Origin of the sequence: Stutzerimonas azotifigens DSM 17556 (assembly GCF_000425625.1) — a bacterium.
Taxonomy (GTDB): Bacteria; Pseudomonadota; Gammaproteobacteria; order Pseudomonadales; family Pseudomonadaceae; genus Stutzerimonas; species Stutzerimonas azotifigens.
This window is the reverse complement of sequence record NZ_AUDU01000039.1, coordinates 1-16,186: the sequence shown is the minus strand read 5'-3', so window position 1 is coordinate 16,186 and position 16,186 is coordinate 1. Positions and strand designations below refer to the sequence as shown.

At 69.7% G+C, this 16,186-nt stretch carries 17 protein-coding genes; 13 read left to right on the top strand and 4 right to left on the bottom strand.

Annotated features, from left to right (window positions below):
* The first annotated feature begins 75 nt into the window (after positions 1–75).
* The 12 genes from H610_RS0103435 to H610_RS0103380 all read left to right on the top strand — a co-directional run bounded on the left by H610_RS0103435 (position 76) and on the right by H610_RS0103380 (position 11,690).
* Entirely contained in the window at positions 76–1,470 is a 1,395-nt protein-coding gene (locus tag H610_RS0103435) for a DUF2868 domain-containing protein (protein ID WP_043237520.1), read from the top strand.
* Complete coding sequence (locus tag H610_RS0103430; RefSeq protein ID WP_028238375.1) at positions 1,463–2,842, top strand: DUF3482 domain-containing protein; 1,380 nt, start codon at positions 1,463–1,465, stop codon at positions 2,840–2,842. Before H610_RS0103435 ends, H610_RS0103430 begins: the two co-directional genes overlap by 8 nt.
* A 171-nt stretch (positions 2,843–3,013) precedes the next feature.
* Positions 3,014–3,685, top strand: a complete 672-nt coding sequence (locus H610_RS23180) for a FadR/GntR family transcriptional regulator (protein WP_043237517.1) — start codon at positions 3,014–3,016, stop codon at positions 3,683–3,685.
* Positions 3,686–3,706: 21 nt separating this feature from the next.
* Positions 3,707–4,510, top strand: a complete 804-nt coding sequence (locus tag H610_RS0103420; RefSeq protein ID WP_028238374.1) for a transporter substrate-binding domain-containing protein — start codon at positions 3,707–3,709, stop codon at positions 4,508–4,510.
* A 75-nt stretch (positions 4,511–4,585) separates the two neighbouring features.
* Entirely contained in the window at positions 4,586–5,254 is a 669-nt protein-coding gene (locus tag H610_RS0103415; RefSeq protein ID WP_028238373.1) for an amino acid ABC transporter permease, read from the top strand.
* Complete coding sequence (locus H610_RS0103410; RefSeq protein WP_043237516.1) at positions 5,254–5,907, top strand: amino acid ABC transporter permease; 654 nt, start codon at positions 5,254–5,256, stop codon at positions 5,905–5,907. The genes H610_RS0103415 and H610_RS0103410 overlap by 1 nt, the downstream gene beginning before the upstream one ends.
* On the top strand, positions 5,894–6,628 hold the full coding sequence (locus tag H610_RS0103405; RefSeq protein ID WP_028238371.1) for an amino acid ABC transporter ATP-binding protein: 735 nt from the start codon (positions 5,894–5,896) through the stop codon (positions 6,626–6,628). The genes H610_RS0103410 and H610_RS0103405 overlap by 14 nt, the downstream gene beginning before the upstream one ends.
* A 491-nt stretch (positions 6,629–7,119) precedes the next feature.
* Positions 7,120–8,322, top strand: a complete 1,203-nt coding sequence (locus tag H610_RS0103400; protein ID WP_028238370.1) for an ABC transporter substrate-binding protein — start codon at positions 7,120–7,122, stop codon at positions 8,320–8,322.
* Complete coding sequence (locus tag H610_RS0103395; protein ID WP_028238369.1) at positions 8,319–9,113, top strand: ABC transporter ATP-binding protein; 795 nt, start codon at positions 8,319–8,321, stop codon at positions 9,111–9,113. Before H610_RS0103400 ends, H610_RS0103395 begins: the two co-directional genes overlap by 4 nt.
* A complete protein-coding gene (locus tag H610_RS0103390) occupies positions 9,106–9,816 on the top strand; it encodes an ABC transporter ATP-binding protein (RefSeq protein WP_028238368.1) in 711 nt (236 codons plus the stop codon). The genes H610_RS0103395 and H610_RS0103390 overlap by 8 nt, the downstream gene beginning before the upstream one ends.
* Positions 9,813–10,700: a branched-chain amino acid ABC transporter permease gene (locus H610_RS0103385; RefSeq protein ID WP_028238367.1), complete on the top strand. Its 888-nt coding sequence runs from the start codon at positions 9,813–9,815 to the stop codon at positions 10,698–10,700. The genes H610_RS0103390 and H610_RS0103385 overlap by 4 nt, the downstream gene beginning before the upstream one ends.
* Positions 10,701–11,690: a branched-chain amino acid ABC transporter permease gene (locus tag H610_RS0103380; RefSeq protein ID WP_028238366.1), complete on the top strand. Its 990-nt coding sequence runs from the start codon at positions 10,701–10,703 to the stop codon at positions 11,688–11,690.
* On the opposite strand, the gene H610_RS0103375 is transcribed toward H610_RS0103380, so the two are convergent.
* Positions 11,649–12,566: a DMT family transporter gene (locus tag H610_RS0103375; protein WP_028238365.1), complete on the bottom strand. Its 918-nt coding sequence runs from the start codon at positions 12,564–12,566 to the stop codon at positions 11,649–11,651. The genes H610_RS0103380 and H610_RS0103375 overlap by 42 nt on opposite strands.
* Before the next feature lie 89 nt (positions 12,567–12,655).
* On the opposite strand from H610_RS0103375, the gene H610_RS0103370 reads away from it, so the two are divergent.
* Complete coding sequence (locus tag H610_RS0103370) at positions 12,656–13,570, top strand: LysR family transcriptional regulator (RefSeq protein WP_028238364.1); 915 nt, start codon at positions 12,656–12,658, stop codon at positions 13,568–13,570.
* A gap of 1 nt (position 13,571) precedes the next feature.
* Here H610_RS0103370 and H610_RS0103365 read toward each other — a convergent pair whose 3' ends face one another.
* The 3 genes from H610_RS0103365 to H610_RS0103355 all read right to left on the bottom strand — a co-directional run bounded on the left by H610_RS0103365 (position 13,572) and on the right by H610_RS0103355 (position 16,032).
* A complete protein-coding gene (locus H610_RS0103365; RefSeq protein ID WP_028238363.1) occupies positions 13,572–14,366 on the bottom strand; it encodes a thymidylate synthase in 795 nt (264 codons plus the stop codon).
* A 72-nt stretch (positions 14,367–14,438) separates the two neighbouring features.
* Complete coding sequence (lgt, locus tag H610_RS0103360; RefSeq protein ID WP_028238362.1) at positions 14,439–15,239, bottom strand: prolipoprotein diacylglyceryl transferase; 801 nt, start codon at positions 15,237–15,239, stop codon at positions 14,439–14,441.
* Positions 15,240–15,249: 10 nt separating this feature from the next.
* Complete coding sequence (locus H610_RS0103355; RefSeq protein ID WP_028238361.1) at positions 15,250–16,032, bottom strand: sulfite exporter TauE/SafE family protein; 783 nt, start codon at positions 16,030–16,032, stop codon at positions 15,250–15,252.
* Between the last annotated feature and the right edge of the window lie 154 nt (positions 16,033–16,186).

Here is a 16,186-nt window from a genome sequence, read left to right as displayed (position 1 = left end):
ACGATGCCGTCGCGCCGCCGCTTTGCGCTACCCTAGCCGCAGCGCGCCGTCGCGCCGACACCTCCAGGGACCCGTGTGCCTTCGACCCCGCCGCCCCCGCTGACCGCTTTCGACCGCCTCTGGCTGACCGAGACCGTGCGCCTGCGCGAGGAGCACGCCGGCCCACTGGAGGACCAGGAGGCCAACCGCCAGGCGCGCAGCCAGGGCGGCGCGCTGCCGGCGCTGATCGAGACGCGCGCGCTCTGGCTGGCCCGCCGCGACGGGCTCGACGCGGCCCTGCAGCACTGGCGCCAGGGCGCCCGCCTGGCCGGCTACGCGCTGGCGCTGCTGGCGATCCTCACCGGCGCCGGGCTCGGCTATTCCGCGCTCGGCGACGGCAGCCGCCCGGTCAACGTGTTCTGGGCGCTGGCCAGCCTGCTCGGGCTCAACCTGCTGACCCTGCTCGGCTGGGCGCTGGGCTTCCTGTTTGCCGGCGACAGCAGCGGCGCGCTCGGCCGCCTGTGGCTGTGGCTCGGGCAGAAGCTCGCGCGCGACGCGCGCGCCCTGCAGCTGGCGCCGGCATTGCTGACGGTACTCGACAGCCGCCGCCTCGGCCGCTGGCTGCTGGGCAGCGCGGCAAACGGCCTGTGGCTGCTGGCGATGGCCAGCGCGCTGGTCACGCTGCTGGCGCTGCTGGCGACCCGCCGCTACGCCTTCGTCTGGGAAACCACCATCCTCGGGCCGGATGCCTTCGTCGCCCTGACCCAGGCGCTCGGCGTGCTGCCCGCGCTGCTCGGCTTTCCCGTGCCGGATGTTGCGCAGATCGGCGCCAGCGGGGTGAGCCTGCAGGCGGCCGAGCCGGCGCGCCAGGCCTGGGCCGGCTGGCTGGTGGGCGTCACCCTGGTGTACGGCCTGCTGCCGCGGCTGCTGCTGTTCCTGCTCTGCTACGCGCGCTGGCGGCGCGGCCGCGGCGCCCTGCGGCTGGACCTGGAACTGCCGGCCTACCGCCTGCTGCGCGACCGCCTGCAGCCGCCGAGCGAGCGGCTGGGGGTGAACGACGCCGCGCCCGCCGAACTGCCCGTGCCCAGCGCCGGCGCCGCGCATCTCGGCGGCGAGGGCGCGGTGCTGGTGGGCATCGAGCTCGACGACGACCTTCCCTGGCCGCCGAAGCTGCCGGCCGGCGTCGCCCTGGGCGGCCTGCTCGACGACCGCGAGCAGCGCCGGCGGCTGCTCGAGCAGCTCACGCAGTACCCGCCGCAACGCCTGGCGATCGCCTGCGACCCGCGCCGCTCGCCGGACCGCGGCACCCTGGCGCTGATCGGCGAGCTGGCCCGCTGCGCCGGATCGACGCGCGTCTGGCTGCTGCAGCCACCGCCCGGCGAACCGCTGGACAGTGCGCGCCTGGCCGACTGGCACGGTGCGCTGGACGCACTCGGCCTGGCGCACGCCTGCGCCGCGCCGCTCGGCTGGCTGGAGACGGGCCATGACTGAAGCGCGACCGCTGAAGCTCTGCGTGGTCGGCCACACCAACGTCGGCAAGACCTCGCTGCTGCGCACCCTGACCCGCGACCCGGGCTTCGGCGAGGTGTCGCACCGCCCGAGCACCACCCGCCACGTCGAGGGCGCGCGGCTGTCGGTGGACGGCCAGCCGCTGCTCGACCTCTACGACACCCCCGGCCTGGAAGACGCCATCGCCCTGCTGGAATACCTCGAACGGCTCGAGCGCCCCGGCGAGCGGCTCGACGGGCCGGCGCGGGTGGCGCGTTTTCTCGAGGGCAGCGAGGCGCGGCAGCGGTTCGAACAGGAGGCCAAGGTGCTGCGCCAGCTGCTCGGCTCCGACGCCGGGCTGTACGTGATCGACGCCCGCGAGCCGGTGCTGGCCAAGTACCGCGACGAGCTGGCGGTGCTCTCCGCCTGCGGCAAGCCGCTGCTGCCGGTGCTGAACTTCGTCAACGGCCCGCGCCAGCGCGAGGACGAGTGGCGCGGGGCGCTGGCCCGCCTGGGCCTGCACGCGCTGGTGCGCTTCGACACCGTGGCCCCGCCGATCGATGGCGAGCGCCGCCTCTACGAGAGCCTGGCGCTGTTGCTGGAAAGCGCCCGCCCCTCGCTGCAGCGCCTGATCGACGATCACGAGCGGCAGGCCGTGGCGCGGCGCCAGGGCGGCGCGCGGCTGATCGCCGACCTGCTGCTGGACGTGGCCGCCTGCCGGCGCAGCGTCGCCACCGATCCGGAACTCGAGCGCCAGGCCGTCGCCGCCCTGCACCGCGACGTGCGCGCCCGCGAACAGCGCTGCGTCGAGGCACTGCTCGAGCTCTACGCATTCCGCCCCGGCGACGCCCGTTCCGGCGACCTGCCGCTGGAGCAGGGTCGCTGGAGCGACGACCTGTTCAACCCCGAGACCCTGCGCCAGCTCGGCGTGCGCGTGGGTGGCGGCATGGCTGCCGGCGCGGCCGCCGGGGCCGGGGTCGACCTGCTGGTCGGCGGCATCACCCTGGGCGCCGCGGCGTTGGTCGGGGCGCTGGCCGGCGGCGGCGCGCAGACCGCCCGGCATTACGGCAGCCGCCTGCTCGGCAAGCTCCGCGGGCAGCGCGAACTGACCGTAGACGACGCCGTGCTACGGTTGCTCGCCCTGCGCCAGCGCCAGTTGCTCGCCGCCCTCGCCGCGCGCGGCCACGCCGCGACCGAAGCGATCAGCCTGGAGACGCCGCAGGACAAGAGCTGGCGCGAGGGCCGCCTGCCCGAACCGCTGCAGCGTGCCCGCGCGCACCCCGAGTGGTCGTCGCTCAATCCGAACCCTCAGCTGGAACAGGCCGAACGCCAGGGCCTGGTCGACGCCCTCGCCGGCGAACTCGCACAGCCCTGACGATCGCGCCCCATGCTGGCTTTCTCCGCCGAAACGCGCACCACGCTGGGGCAGGACACGCCCGCGGCTCGCTCCTGAAGACGGCCGGGCCCGCATGAATGCTGGGACGCGGCCAGCTGGCACGGTCCCTGCGTAACCGGCCCTACCGGTCCTACCAGTCTGGCCAGTTCCATGCCGAGCATTTCCAACATCGCCGCGCAGGCGCTTCAGCGGCGCATCCTCGACGGGGAATTCCCCGCCGGCGCCATGCTGCCCTCGCAGCGCGACCTGTCCGAGCAGTTGTCGATCAGCCGCAGTTCGCTGCGCGAAGCGCTGTCCACCCTCGAGGCGCTGGGCCTGGTGCGCGCGCAGCCGGGCAAGGGTGTGTTCGTCACCGGCGGCAACGGCCCGGCACGCGCGCCCAAGGGCACCGCCTCGATGACGCCACGTGCGCTGCTGGAGTTTCGCCTGGCGCTCGAGCCGGCCTGGACGCGCCTGGCCGCCCTGCGCCTCGACGCCGCCGGCCGGCAGCGCCTGGAGGCCATCCAGAAGGGCATGGACGACGCGCTCAAGGCCTGCGACCTGGTGATGGCCGCCGACTGGGACCTGCAGTTCCACCTGTGCCTGGCCGAGCTGTCGGGAAACCCCGGCTTCCTCGCCATCGCCCAGCAGTTCCGCGAGCAGATCGGCCACAGCCTGCGCCTGCCGTTCTCCAACGCCGCCGGCCTGTGGGAGCCGGCCGACGAACACCACGCCATCCTCGCCGCGCTGCGCGCCGGCGACGCGGACGCTGCCGAGTCGGCGATGCGCATTCACCTGCGGGCCGCCGCGCGGCGCACCCACATCGATTTTTCCGAGTCCTGACCTTTCCACCGGAGCCTACCCATGAAAAACCGCCGCACCCTCATGAGCACCTTCGCCGGCCTGGTCGCCGGCCTCACCCTCACCGGCCTGTTCGGCGTCGGCCTGGCGCAGGCCGACGTCCTCGACGAGGTCAAGCAGCGCGGCACGCTGCGGGTCGCCGTGCCGCAGGATTTCCCGCCATTCGGCAGCGTCGGCACCGACCTCAAGCCGCGCGGCTACGACATCGACATGGCCAACCTCATCGGCGAGAAACTGGGCGTGAAGGTCGAGCTGATCCCGGTCACCAGCACCAACCGAGTTCCCTACCTCACCACCGGCAAGGCCGACCTGGTGATCTCCAGCCTCGGCAAGAACCCCGAGCGCGAGGCGGTGATCGACTTCACCGACGCCTACGCGCCCTTCTTCAACGGCGTGTTCGGCCCGACCGACGTGCCGCTGGCCGACGTCGAACAGCTGGCCGGCAAGACGGTGGCGGTCACCCGCGGCTCCGTGGAGGACCTGGAGCTGAGCAAGATCGCCCCCAAGAACGCCACCCTGAAGCGCTTCGAGGACAACAACTCGACCATCTCCGCCTACCTCAGCGGCCAGGTGGAATTCATCGCCACCGGCAACGTGGTGGCCGCCGGCGTCAACGACCTGACCAAGGTCCGCCCGCTGGAGACCAAGTTCCTGATCAAGAACTCGCCCTGCTACATCGGCCTGGCCAAGGGCGAGGCCGCGCTGCAGGCGCAGGTCAACCAGATCATCGCGCAGGCCAGGCAGGACGGCTCGCTCAACGCGATCGCCGAACGCTGGCTGAACGCGCCGCTGCCGGCCGAGCTGTAACGCCCGCGCCTTACCACCGCAGCGGCGCCCGCCAGGGGCGCCGCTGCCAACGGACACTTTCAACCGGATGAAATGATGGCCTATCGGTTCGACTTCGCTGCGGTCTTCCAGCACAGCGACCTGCTGCTGGCCGGCGCCGGCTTCACGCTGGCGCTGACCGCGGTCGGCGCCGCCGCCGGCATCGCCCTCGGCATCCTCGGCGCGGTCAGCCGCGCCTGGCGGCTGCCGCTGCTCAACGGCCTGTTCGGCGTCTACGTCGAGGTCATTCGCAACACGCCCTTCCTGGTCCAGCTGTTCTTCATCTTCTTCGGCCTGCCGGCGCTGGGCGTGAAGATGACCGAATGGCAGGCCGCCGTGCTGGCGATGGTGATCAACCTCGGCGCCTATTCGACGGAGATCATCCGCGCCGGCATCCAGGCCACCCCGCGCGGGCAGCTGGAAGCGGCCGAATCGCTCGCCCTGACCCGCCTGCAAGCGTTCCGCCACGTGGTGTTGCGGCCGGCGCTGGCGCGCATCTGGCCGGCACTCAACAGCCAGGTGATCATCGTCATGCTCGGCTCGGCGGTGTGCTCGCAGATCGCCACCGAGGAGCTGACCTTCGCCGCCAACTTCATCCAGTCGCGCAACTTCCGCGCCTTCGAGACCTACCTGGTGACCACCGCCATGTACCTGTTCATGGCCCTGCTGATCCGTCAGGTGCTGGCCTGGGTCGGCCGCCGCTTCGTGATCGGGAGGACGCGCTGATGCTCGTGCAGTTCACCACCTGGGACGTGATCCGCAACCTGCTCGAGGGCGGCAAGTGGACGCTGGCGCTGTCGCTGATCGCCTTCGTCCTCGGCGGCCTGGTCGGGCTGCTGATCCTGTTCGCGCGGATCGCCAGGAACCGCGCCCTGCAGGCCTTCGCCAAAGGCTACATCGAGGTGTTCCAGGGCACGCCGCTGCTGATGCAGCTGTTTCTGGTGTTCTTCGGCCTGCCGCTGATCGGGCTGGACGTCTCGCCCTGGTTCGCCGCCGCGCTCGGCCTCACGCTGTTCACCAGCGCCTACCTCGCCGAAATCTGGCGCGGCTGCGTCGAGGCGCTGCCGAAGGGCCAGTGGGAAGCGTCAGAAAGCCTGGCGCTGAACTACCTGCAGCAGATGCGCCACGTGATCCTGCCGCAGGCGCTGCGCATCGCCATCCCGCCCACCGTCGGCTTCTCGGTGCAGGTGGTCAAGGGCACCGCGGTGGCCTCGATCATCGGCTTCGCCGAACTGACCAAGACCGGTTCCATGCTCGCCAACGCGACCTTCCAGCCGCTGCTGGTGTTCGGGCTGGTGGCCGCCGGCTACTTCGCCCTGTGCTTCCCGCTGTCGCTGTTCGCCAAACGTCTGGAGAAGAAATTCCATGTCGCTCGTTAAGCTCACCGGGGTGCACAAGCATTTCGGCACCAACCACGTGCTCAAGGGCGTCGACCTCGCGGTCGAGCAGGGCGACGTCGTCGCGCTGATCGGCCGCAGCGGCTCGGGCAAGAGCACGCTGCTGCGCACCATCAACGGCCTGGAGCGTATCGACGAAGGCGAACTGCTGGTCGACGGCGCCGCGCTGCACGCCGGCCAGGGCGACCTGCGGGCGCTGCGGCAGAAGGTCGGCATGATCTTCCAGCAGTTCAACCTGTTCCCGCACCTGACCGTGGGCGAGAACGTGATGCTCGCGCCCACGGTGGTCAAGCGCCGCTCGAAGGCCGAGACCGAGGCGCTGGCGCGCGAGATGCTGGACAAGGTGGGGCTGGCCGACAAGTTCGCCAGCTATCCCGAGCAGCTCTCCGGCGGCCAGCAGCAGCGCGTGGCCATTGCCCGCGCCCTGGCGATGCAGCCGCGGGTGCTGCTGTGCGACGAGATCACCTCGGCGCTCGACCCGGAGCTGGTCAGCGAGGTGCTCGCGGTGGTGCGCCAGCTGGCCCGCGAGGGCATGACGCTAATCATGGTGACCCACGAGATGCGCTTCGCCCGCGAGGTGGGCAACAAGCTGATCTTCATGCACCACGGACGCATCCACGAAAGCGGCGACCCACGCGAGGTGTTCGCCGATCCGCGCACGCCGGAACTGGCCAACTTCATCGGTGCCGTGCAGGCGCACTGACGCCTCCGCTCCAGGCCTGCCGGCGCCCGCACCGGCGCCGGGCACGGCCCCGCACCAGGAAGGGGCATCCGACCCCGAAAACGACTCCAGCGGCCACGTTCGGTTCCGTTTCGCACCGATCGAATCTTTTTCGTGGCAGGGTTGCCGAGCGAAAAACCCCTGCTACGTTTAGAAGGAGAACAACAAGAACAAGAGAACGCCACCATGCCCAGCAGTCAGAAGCGACTCTGCGCTGCCCGTCCGGCCCGTCACCGATGCAGCCGCATTCGACTTCCGATCAGGTCCCTGATCGCCCTCTGGCGTCATGCCGCATCGCCGGCTTCTCTCCCGGCCTCTCCGCCCGTTCGAACCCTTTCGTATCCGTCTGCCCCGGCTGAACGCCTCCTGCGCGCCGGCAGCGCTCTCTCCGATTTCCTATCCCAACCGTTCCGTCCGCCGCGAGCCGCCATCGTGCGGCTTCGTGCGCGGTCAACCCCCAGGAGGAGATACGCATGATGCGTTCCGCAATCGCAGTGGCAGTTCTGATCGCAGGCACCGGCTCGGCGAGTGCCGCCGAGATTTCCGACGGCAAGGTGAAGATCGGCATCCTCAACGACCAGTCCGGCGTCTACGCGGACTTCGGCGGCAAGTGGTCGTTCGAAGCGGCGAAGATGGCCGCCGAGGACTTCGGCGGCAAGGTGCTCGGCGCGCCGATCGAGGTCATCACCGCCGACCACCAGAACAAGCCGGACATCGCGTCCAACATCGCCCGCCAGTGGTACGACCGCGAGCAGGTCGACTCGATCATGGAGCTGACCACCTCCTCGGTGGCGCTGGCGGTACAGGGCATCTCCAAGGAAAAGAAGAAGATCGACCTGGTGACCGGCGCCGCCACCGCCGAGCTCACCGGCAAACAATGCTCGCCCTACGGCTTCCACTGGGCGTATGACACCCACGCGCTGGCGGTCGGCACCGGCGGCGCGCTGGTGTCGCAGGGCGGCGACAACTGGTACTTCCTCACCGCCGACTACGCCTTCGGCTATTCGCTGGAGGAGCAGACCAGCAAGTTCGTCAAATCCAAGGGCGGCAAGGTGCTGGGCTCGGTGCGCCACCCGCTGTCGAACACCGACTACTCGTCGTTCCTGCTGCAGGCACAGTCCTCCGGGGCCGAGGTGATCGGCCTGGCCAACGCCGGCCTGGACACCTCCAACGCCATCAAGCAGGCCGCCGAGTTCGGCATCGTCGCCGGCGGCCAGCGCCTCGCCGCGCTGCTGTTCACCCTCGCCGAGGTGCACGGCCTGGGCCTGGAGTCGGCGCAGGGGCTGACCCTCACCGAGAGCTTCTACTGGAACCGCGACGACAAGTCCCGCGAGTTCGGCCGGCGCTTCTTCGAGCGCACCGGGCGGATGCCGAACATGATCCATGCGGGCACCTACTCCGGCGTATTGCAGTACCTCAAGGCGATCGAGAAGGCTGGCACCGACGCCACCGAGCCGGTGGCCAAGGCGATGCACGAGATGCCGGTGGACGACTTCTTCGCCAACGGCGCCAGGGTCGGGGCCAACGGCCGGCTGATCAGCGACGTCTACCTGATGGAAGTGAAGAAGCCGGACGAGAGCAAGGAGCCCTGGGACTACTACAAGGTGCTCGCCACCGTACCGGGAGCCGAGGCCTACCTCGACCCGGCCGAAAGCGGCTGCGAGCTGGTCAAATGAGTGCGGTGATCGCGCCCCGTGAAGGGGCGGACGCCGGCGAAGCCGCGGTGGTGCTCTCGGCGCGCGGCTTGCGCCGGGAGTTCGCCGGTTTCGTGGCGGTCAACGACGTGAACCTGGATGTGCGCCATGCGCGCATCCACGCGCTGATCGGCCCCAACGGCGCCGGCAAGACCACGGTGTTCAACCTGCTGACCAAGTTCCTCCAGCCCACCAGCGGGACCATCGAGCTGCTCGGCCAGGACATCACCCGCACCGACCCGGCGCGGGTGGCGCGCATGGGCCTGGTGCGCTCGTTCCAGATCTCCGCGGTGTTCCCGCACCTGAGCGTGCTGGACAACGTGCGCGTCGCGCTGCAGCGCCCGGCCGGGCTGGCCACGCAGTTCTGGCGCCCGCTGCGCGCGCTGCGGCAGCTCGACGACAAGGCCATGCAGCTGATCCACTCGGTCGGCCTGCAGGATGCCTGCGACTGCCTGGCCGCGGACCTGTCCTACGGGCGCAAGCGCGTGCTGGAGCTGGCCACCACCCTGGCACTGGAGCCACGCGTGCTGCTGCTCGACGAGCCCATGGCCGGCATGGGCCACGAGGACGTGGACATCGTCTCCGGGCTGATCCGCGAGGTCGCCCGCGAGCGTGCCGTGCTGATGGTCGAGCACAACCTGAAGGTGGTCGCCCAGTTGTGCGACGAGGTCACCGTGCTGCAGCGCGGCGAGATCCTCGTCTCCGGCGACTACCGCACCGTCAGCGAAGACCCGCGCGTGCGCGAGGCCTACATGGGGACCGAAGATGACTGACCCGACGCCCCTGCTGCGCGTGCGCGAGCTCAACGCCTGGTACGGCGAGGGGCATGCGCTGCACGGCATCGACCTGGACGTCCACGAGGGCGAGACGGTGACCCTGCTCGGCCGCAACGGGGTGGGCAAGACCACCACGCTGCGCGCCATCATGGGCATCATCCGCAAGCGCACCGGTTCGGTGAGCTTCGCCGGCCGGAACATGATGCAGGTGCCGCTGCATCGCACCGCCCATGCCGGCATGGGCTTCGTGCCGGAGGAGCGCGGAATCTTCGCCAGCCTCTCGGTGGACGAGAACCTGCACCTGCCACCGGTGGTGGCCAAGGGCGGCATGAGCGTCAAGGAGATCTACAGGCTCTTCCCCAACCTCGAGGAACGCCGCCACAGCCCCGGCACCAAACTCTCCGGTGGCGAGCAGCAGATGCTCGCCATCGCCCGCATCCTGCGTACCGGCGCGCGCCTGCTGCTGCTCGACGAACCCACCGAGGGCCTGGCCCCGGTGATCGTCCAGCGCATCGGCGAGGTGCTGGTGACACTGAAGAAGCGCGGCATGACCATCCTGCTGGTGGAGCAGAACTTCCGCTTCGCCAGCAAGGTCGCCGACCGCTTCTACGTGATCGACCATGGCCGGGTGATCGACGACTTCGACGCCGGCCAGTTGCCGGACCGCATGGGCCGGCTCCACGAAGCGCTGGGGGTCTGACGATGATCTTCGACATCCCGATCCAGGCCTTCCTCGGCCAGTTGCTGATCGGCCTCATCAACGGCTCGTTCTACGCGATGCTGAGCCTGGGGCTGGCGATCATCTTCGGCCTGCTGCGGGTGATCAACTTCGCCCATGGCGCGCAGTACATGATGGGCGCCTTCGCCGGCTACCTGCTGCTGGCCACCTTCGGCATCGGCTACTGGCCGGCGCTGATCCTCGCACCGCTGATCGTCGGCCTGGCCAGCGCGGTGATCGAGCGGCTGATGCTGTCGCGGCTGTACAACCTCGACCACCTCTACGGGCTGCTCTTCACCTTCGGCCTGGCACTGGTGATCGAGGGCACCTTCCGCTACTACTACGGCTCCTCCGGGCAGCCCTACGCGGTGCCCAGCGCGCTGGCCGGCGGCTACAACCTGGGCTTCATGTTCCTGCCCAAGTACCGCGGCTGGGTGGTGCTGGCCTCGCTGCTGGTGTGCCTGGGCACCTGGCTGCTGATCGAGAAGACCAAGCTCGGCTCCTACCTGCGCGCCGCCACCGAGAACCCCACGCTGGTGCGCGCCTTCGGCATCAACGTGCCGCTGCTGCTGACCTTCACCTACGGCCTCGGCGCCGGCCTGGCCGGACTCGCTGGCATCCTCGCCGCGCCGGTCTACCAGGTCAGCCCGCTGATGGGCTCGAACCTGATCATCGTGGTGTTCGCGGTGGTGGTGGTCGGCGGCATGGGCTCGATCCTCGGCGCCGTCATCACCGGCTACCTGCTCGGGCTGCTCGAGGGGCTGACCAAGGTGTTCTACCCGGAGGCCTCGAACATCGTGATCTTCGTCGTCATGGCCATCGTGCTGTTGATCCGGCCTGCGGGCCTCATGGGTAAGGAGGCCTGAATGGCGCGCGTCATGACCCAATCCCTGCTGCCACGCCAGCGCGCTGCGCTGAATGCCGAAACCCTGCTCATCGGGCTCGCCGTGCTCGGGCTGATCGCCGCCCCGCTGTACTTCTACCCGGTGTTCCTGATGAAGGTGCTGTGCTTCGCGCTGTTCGCCTGCGCCTTCAACCTGCTGCTCGGCTACACCGGCATCCTCTCCTTCGGCCACGCGGCTTTCTTCGGTGGCGCCGCCTATTTCACCGCGCACGCGGTGAAGGAATGGGGGCTGTCGCCGGAGCTGGGCATCCTGGTCGGGGTGGCCGGCGCCGCGGCGCTTGGCCTGGTGATCGGCTTCCTGGCAATCCGCCGCACGGGCATCTACTCGACGATGATCACCCTGGCGCTGGCGCAGATGTTCTTCTTTTTCTGCCTGCAGGCGCCCTTCACCCACGGCGAGGACGGCATTCAGGGCGTGCCGCGCGGCCATCTGTTCGGGCTGATCGACCTGTCCGAACCGCTGAACATGTACTTCTTCGTGCTCGCGGTGTTCCTGCTCGGCCTGTTCGCCATCTGGCGCATCATCAACTCACCGTTCGGGATGATTCTGAAATCGATCCGCGAGAACGAGTCGCGGGCCATCTCGCTGGGCTACACGGTGTCGCGCTACAAGCTCGCGGCCTTCGTGATGTCGGCGGCGCTGGCCGGGCTGGCCGGCGGGCTCAAGGCGCTGGTGTTCCAGTTCGCCACGCTCACCGACGTCAGTTGGCAGATGTCCGGCGAGGTGGTGCTGATGACGCTGCTCGGCGGCATCGGCACGCTGGTCGGCCCGGTGGTCGGCGCGGCGCTGGTGACCACGCTGGGCAACTACTTCGCCACCTCGCAGATCCCGGTCACGCTGATCACCGGGGGCATCTTCATGCTCTGCGTGCTGGTGTTCCGCCGCGGCATCATCGGCGAGCTGTATGCCTCACGGCTCGGCAAGTGGCTGTCCGGCGAGCGGCGCTCGTGAGGGCGCGCCCTCAGCGGGCGCGGCGGTGAGCCGCACCGCCCAGAGCGAGGCCAGTACCAGCAGCAGGCCGCCGGCCCAGCCGCCGGCGCCGAGCTGCTCGTCCAGCCACAGCGAGGCGAACAGGGCACCGAACAGCGGCTCGGTGCCCATCAGCATCGACACCCGAGTCGGGCTGGAAGCGCGCAGCGCGAAATTCTGCACGAAGAACGCCAGCAGCGTGGCGAACAGCACCAGGTAGACCACCGCCAGCCAGAACGCGCCGCTGCGCGGCAGCGCCGGCAGCCCGCCCGGCAGGGCGAAGGCCAGCGCCAGGCAGCCGACCGCCACCACCCCGCTCTGCACGGCGGTCAGCGCCAGCGCCGGGACGTCCCGGCCGGCGGTCAGGCGCTGGGTGAAGCAGACGAATCCCGCACGCAGCAGCGCCGCGCCGAGCATCAGGCCATCGCCGAGCCCGAAGCGGATCGCCGCCCCGCCGGTCAGCAGCCAGACGCCGGCCACCGCCAGCGCGCAGGCGACCAGCAGCAGGGCGCGCGGCCGACGGCCGAACAGCGCCCACTCGACGATGGGCGTGAACAGCACGCAGAGGCTGATCAGGAAGGCCGCGTTGCTGGCACTGGTCAGCAGCACCCCGTAGGTTTCGCAGAGGAAGATCGCCAGCAGCAACAGCCCCAGCGGCAGGCCCGGGCGCAGCGCCGCGAGGCCGCCGCCGCGCAGCGCCGGGGCCAGCAGCAGGCAGGTCAGGCCGAAGCGCGCGGCGATGAAGCCGAGCACCGGGTAGAACAGCAGCGCCTGCTTGGCCACCGCGTAGCTGCTGCCCCAGATCACCGCCACCAGCAGCAGTGCCAGTTCGGCGGCCTGTCGAGTTCCCATACGCATCATCGCGCGCTCCCACATGAACGGAACGCGATTGTTCCGCAGCCAGGCGGGCGCGATAATCCGGCGTTTCGGAACAGGACTTATGCTCTGTGAGCACAGATGAACTGGCCGCCCTGCTGCCGGGGCTGGCGGTACTGGTGCAGGTGGTCGAGACCGGCAGCTTCTCGGCCGTCGCCCGCCAGCAGGGCAGCACCGCCTCGGCGGTGAGCCGGCAGATCGCCCGCCTGGAGCGCGCCCTGTCGCTGCGGCTGCTCGAGCGCACCACGCGTAAGCTGCGCCTGACCGACGCCGGCGAGGAGGTCTACGGCCATGCGCTGGCGCTGATGGCCGCCGCCCGCGCGGCGGCCGACGTCGGCGAGCGGCTGATGCAGAGCCCGCGCGGTCGGGTCCGGCTGAGCGTGCCGAAGGCGCTCGGGCGCTTCGTGATCAACCCGCTGCTGCCGGAATTCCTGCGCCGCTACCCGGACGTCGACCTGCAGGTGCAGCTCAGCGACCGCAGCCCGGACCTGATCGACGACCATTTCGACCTGGTGGTGCGGGTCGGCGACCAGCCGCCGGAAGGGCTGGCCGGCCGCCCGATCACCCAGGTGCACCAGCTGCTCTGCGCCAGTCCGGGCTATCTCGCCGCGCACGGCGAGCCGCACCACCCGCAGGAACTCTTGCGCCATAGCTGCCTGTTCCTGGCGGAAACGCCGGACGACCACCGCTGGCATTTCCGCCGTGGCGACGAACAGGAAGTGGTGGCCGTGCGTGGCCGGTATGCCTGCAACCACAGCGAGGCGCGGCTGCTGCTGGCGCGCGAGGGTTTCGGCATCACCTGCCTGCCGCACTTCACCGCGGCCGAGGCCCTGGCCCGCGGCGAGCTGCGTGAGGTGCTGGCCGACTGGCGCTACACCGGCTCCTACCAGGGGGCGGCCTGGCTGCTATGGCGGCCTAACCGGCAACTGCCGCCGAGCCTGCGCGCGCTGATCGACTACCTGGCGCAGCAGCTCGGCGGGCGCTGAGTCAGACGGCGACCGGCGCCTTGATGTGCGGATGGGCCTGGTAGCCGACCAGCTCGAAATCCTCGAAGCGGAAGGCGAACAGGTCCTTCACGTCCGGATTGAGCTTCATGGTCGGCAGCGGCAGCGGCTGGCGGGTCAGCTGCAGGTCGGCCTGCTCCAGATGGTTGGCGTAGAGGTGGCAGTCGCCGCCGGTCCAGATGAAGTCGCCCGGCTGCAGGTCACAGACCTGGGCGAGCATCAGCGTCAGCAGTGCGTAGCTGGCGATGTTGAAGGGCACGCCGAGGAAGATGTCGGCCGAGCGCTGGTACAGCTGGCAGGACAGCCGGCCGTCGGCGACGTAGAACTGGAACAGCGCGTGGCACGGCGGCAGCGCCATCTGGTCCACCAGCGCCGGATTCCAGGCCGAGACGATCAGCCGGCGCGAGTCCGGGTTCTTCCTGATCATCTCGACGAGCTTGGCGATCTGGTCAATCGACTCGCCGTCCGGCGCCGGCCAGCTGCGCCACTGGTAGCCGTAGACCGGGCCCAGCTCGCCGTTCTCGTCGGCCCACTCGTCCCAGATAGAGACGCCGTTGTCCTTCAGGTAGCGGATGTTGGTCTCGCCCTGCAGGAACCACAGCAGCTCGTGGACGATGGACTTGAGGTGGCACTTCTTGGTGGTCACCAGCGGGAAGCCCTCGGCGAGGTCGAAGCGCATCTGGTAGCCGAACACGCTGTAGGTGCCGGTGCCGGTGCGGTCGCTCTTGAAGGTGCCGTGCTCACGCACGTGGCGCATCAGGTCGAGGTACTGTTTCATCGCGGGCTCGGGGGTGGAAAAGGTCAATGGTAAAAGGCCCCGCTGCGCTTGTCGCGCCCCGGGGCCGGACGGTCAGGCGACCGCCTTGCGCGGGTTGTGCCGGTAGGCCCAGACCATCATCCCGACGCCACCGAGGATCATCGGCACGCACAGCAGCTGGCCCATGGTCAGCCAGCCGAACGCCAGGTAGCCGAGCTGCGCGTCCGGCACGCGGACGAACTCGACGATGAAGCGGAACACCCCGTAGCAAATGGCGAACAGGCCGGAGACGGCCATGGTCGGCCGCGGCTTGCTGGAATACACCCAGAGGATCGCGAACAACGCCACACCCTCGAGGGCGAACTGGTACAGCTGCGAGGGGTGCCGCGGCAACTGCGCCGGGTCGGTGGGAAAGATCATCGCCCAGGGCACGTCGGTGGCCTTGCCCCAGAGCTCGGCGTTGATGAAGTTGCCGATGCGTCCGGCGCCGAGGCCGATCGGCACCAGCGGGGCGATGAAGTCCATCAGCTCGAAGAAGCTCTTGCCGTTGCGCCGGGCGAAGATCCAGGTGCACAGCAGCACGCCGATCAGCCCGCCGTGGAACGACATGCCGCCCTTCCACACCTGGAAGATCAGCGTCGGGTCGTTGACGTAGGCGGCCAGGTCGTAGAACAGCACGTAGCCTAGCCGGCCGCCGACGATCACGCCCATGGCCACCCAGAACACCAGGTCGGACAGCTTCTCCCGGCTCCAGCCCGGCTCGAAGGCCGGCAGCCGCCGGGCGGCCAGCCACCAGGCGCCGCCAATGCCGATCAGGTACATCAGGCCGTACCAGTGGATCTTGATGGGCCCGAGCGCGAGGACCACGGGGTCGATGTTCGGATAGGTCAGCATCCGCTGCTCCTCAGATCAGGAAGTTGAGACCGACGCCGAGCAGCAGCAGGGCGAACAGACGCTTGAGCACGCGCGGCGGCAGCCGGTGGGCCAGGCGCGCGCCGACGCGGGCGAAGATCATGCTGGTGGTGGCGATGCCGACCACCGCCGGCAGGTACACGTAGCCCAGGCTCCACTCGGGCAGGCCCTCGTGGCCCCAGCCGAGATACATGAAGCCCAGCGCGCTGAACAGGGCGATCGGCATGCCGGCGGCAGCCGAGGTGGCCACCGCCTGCAGCATCGGCACGCTGCGCCAGACGAGGAAGGGCACGGTCAGCGAGCCGCCGCCGATGCCGAAGATCGCCGAGGCCCAGCCGATCACCACGCCGGCCGCGCCGAGCGCCGGCCTGCCGGGAACCTCGCGGACGCTTTTCGGCTTGAGGTCGAGGCTCATCTGCAGCGCCATGAGGATGGCGAAGGTGCCGATGATCTTCTGCAGGATCGGCCCGTCGATCAGCGCCGCCGTGGAGGCACCGAGCAGCGCGCCGACGGCGATGCCCAGCGACAGCCAGGCGAAGATCTCCCAGCGCACCGCGCCGAGGCGATGGTGCTCGCGAACCGAATTGATCGAAGTGAAGACGATGGTGGCCAGCGAGGTGCCGACCGCCAGGTGGGTCTGCACCTCGGGCCCCACGCCCTGGGCCGCGAGGCTGTAGACCAGCACCGGCACCATCACCAGCCCGCCGCCGACACCGAACAGCCCGGCCAGCACGCCGGTGCAGGCACCCAGCAACAGGTAGAGCAGAAACGCCATGGAATTCTCGAGACAGCGGCAAAGGCGGCATGGTAGCGGAAAAGCGCGGGCGGGCGGAGCAGGCTTCAGGCTTCAGGCTTCAGGCTTCAGGCTTCAGGCTTCAGGCTTCAGGCTTCAGGCTTCAGGCTTCAGGCTTCAGGCTTCAGGCTTCAGG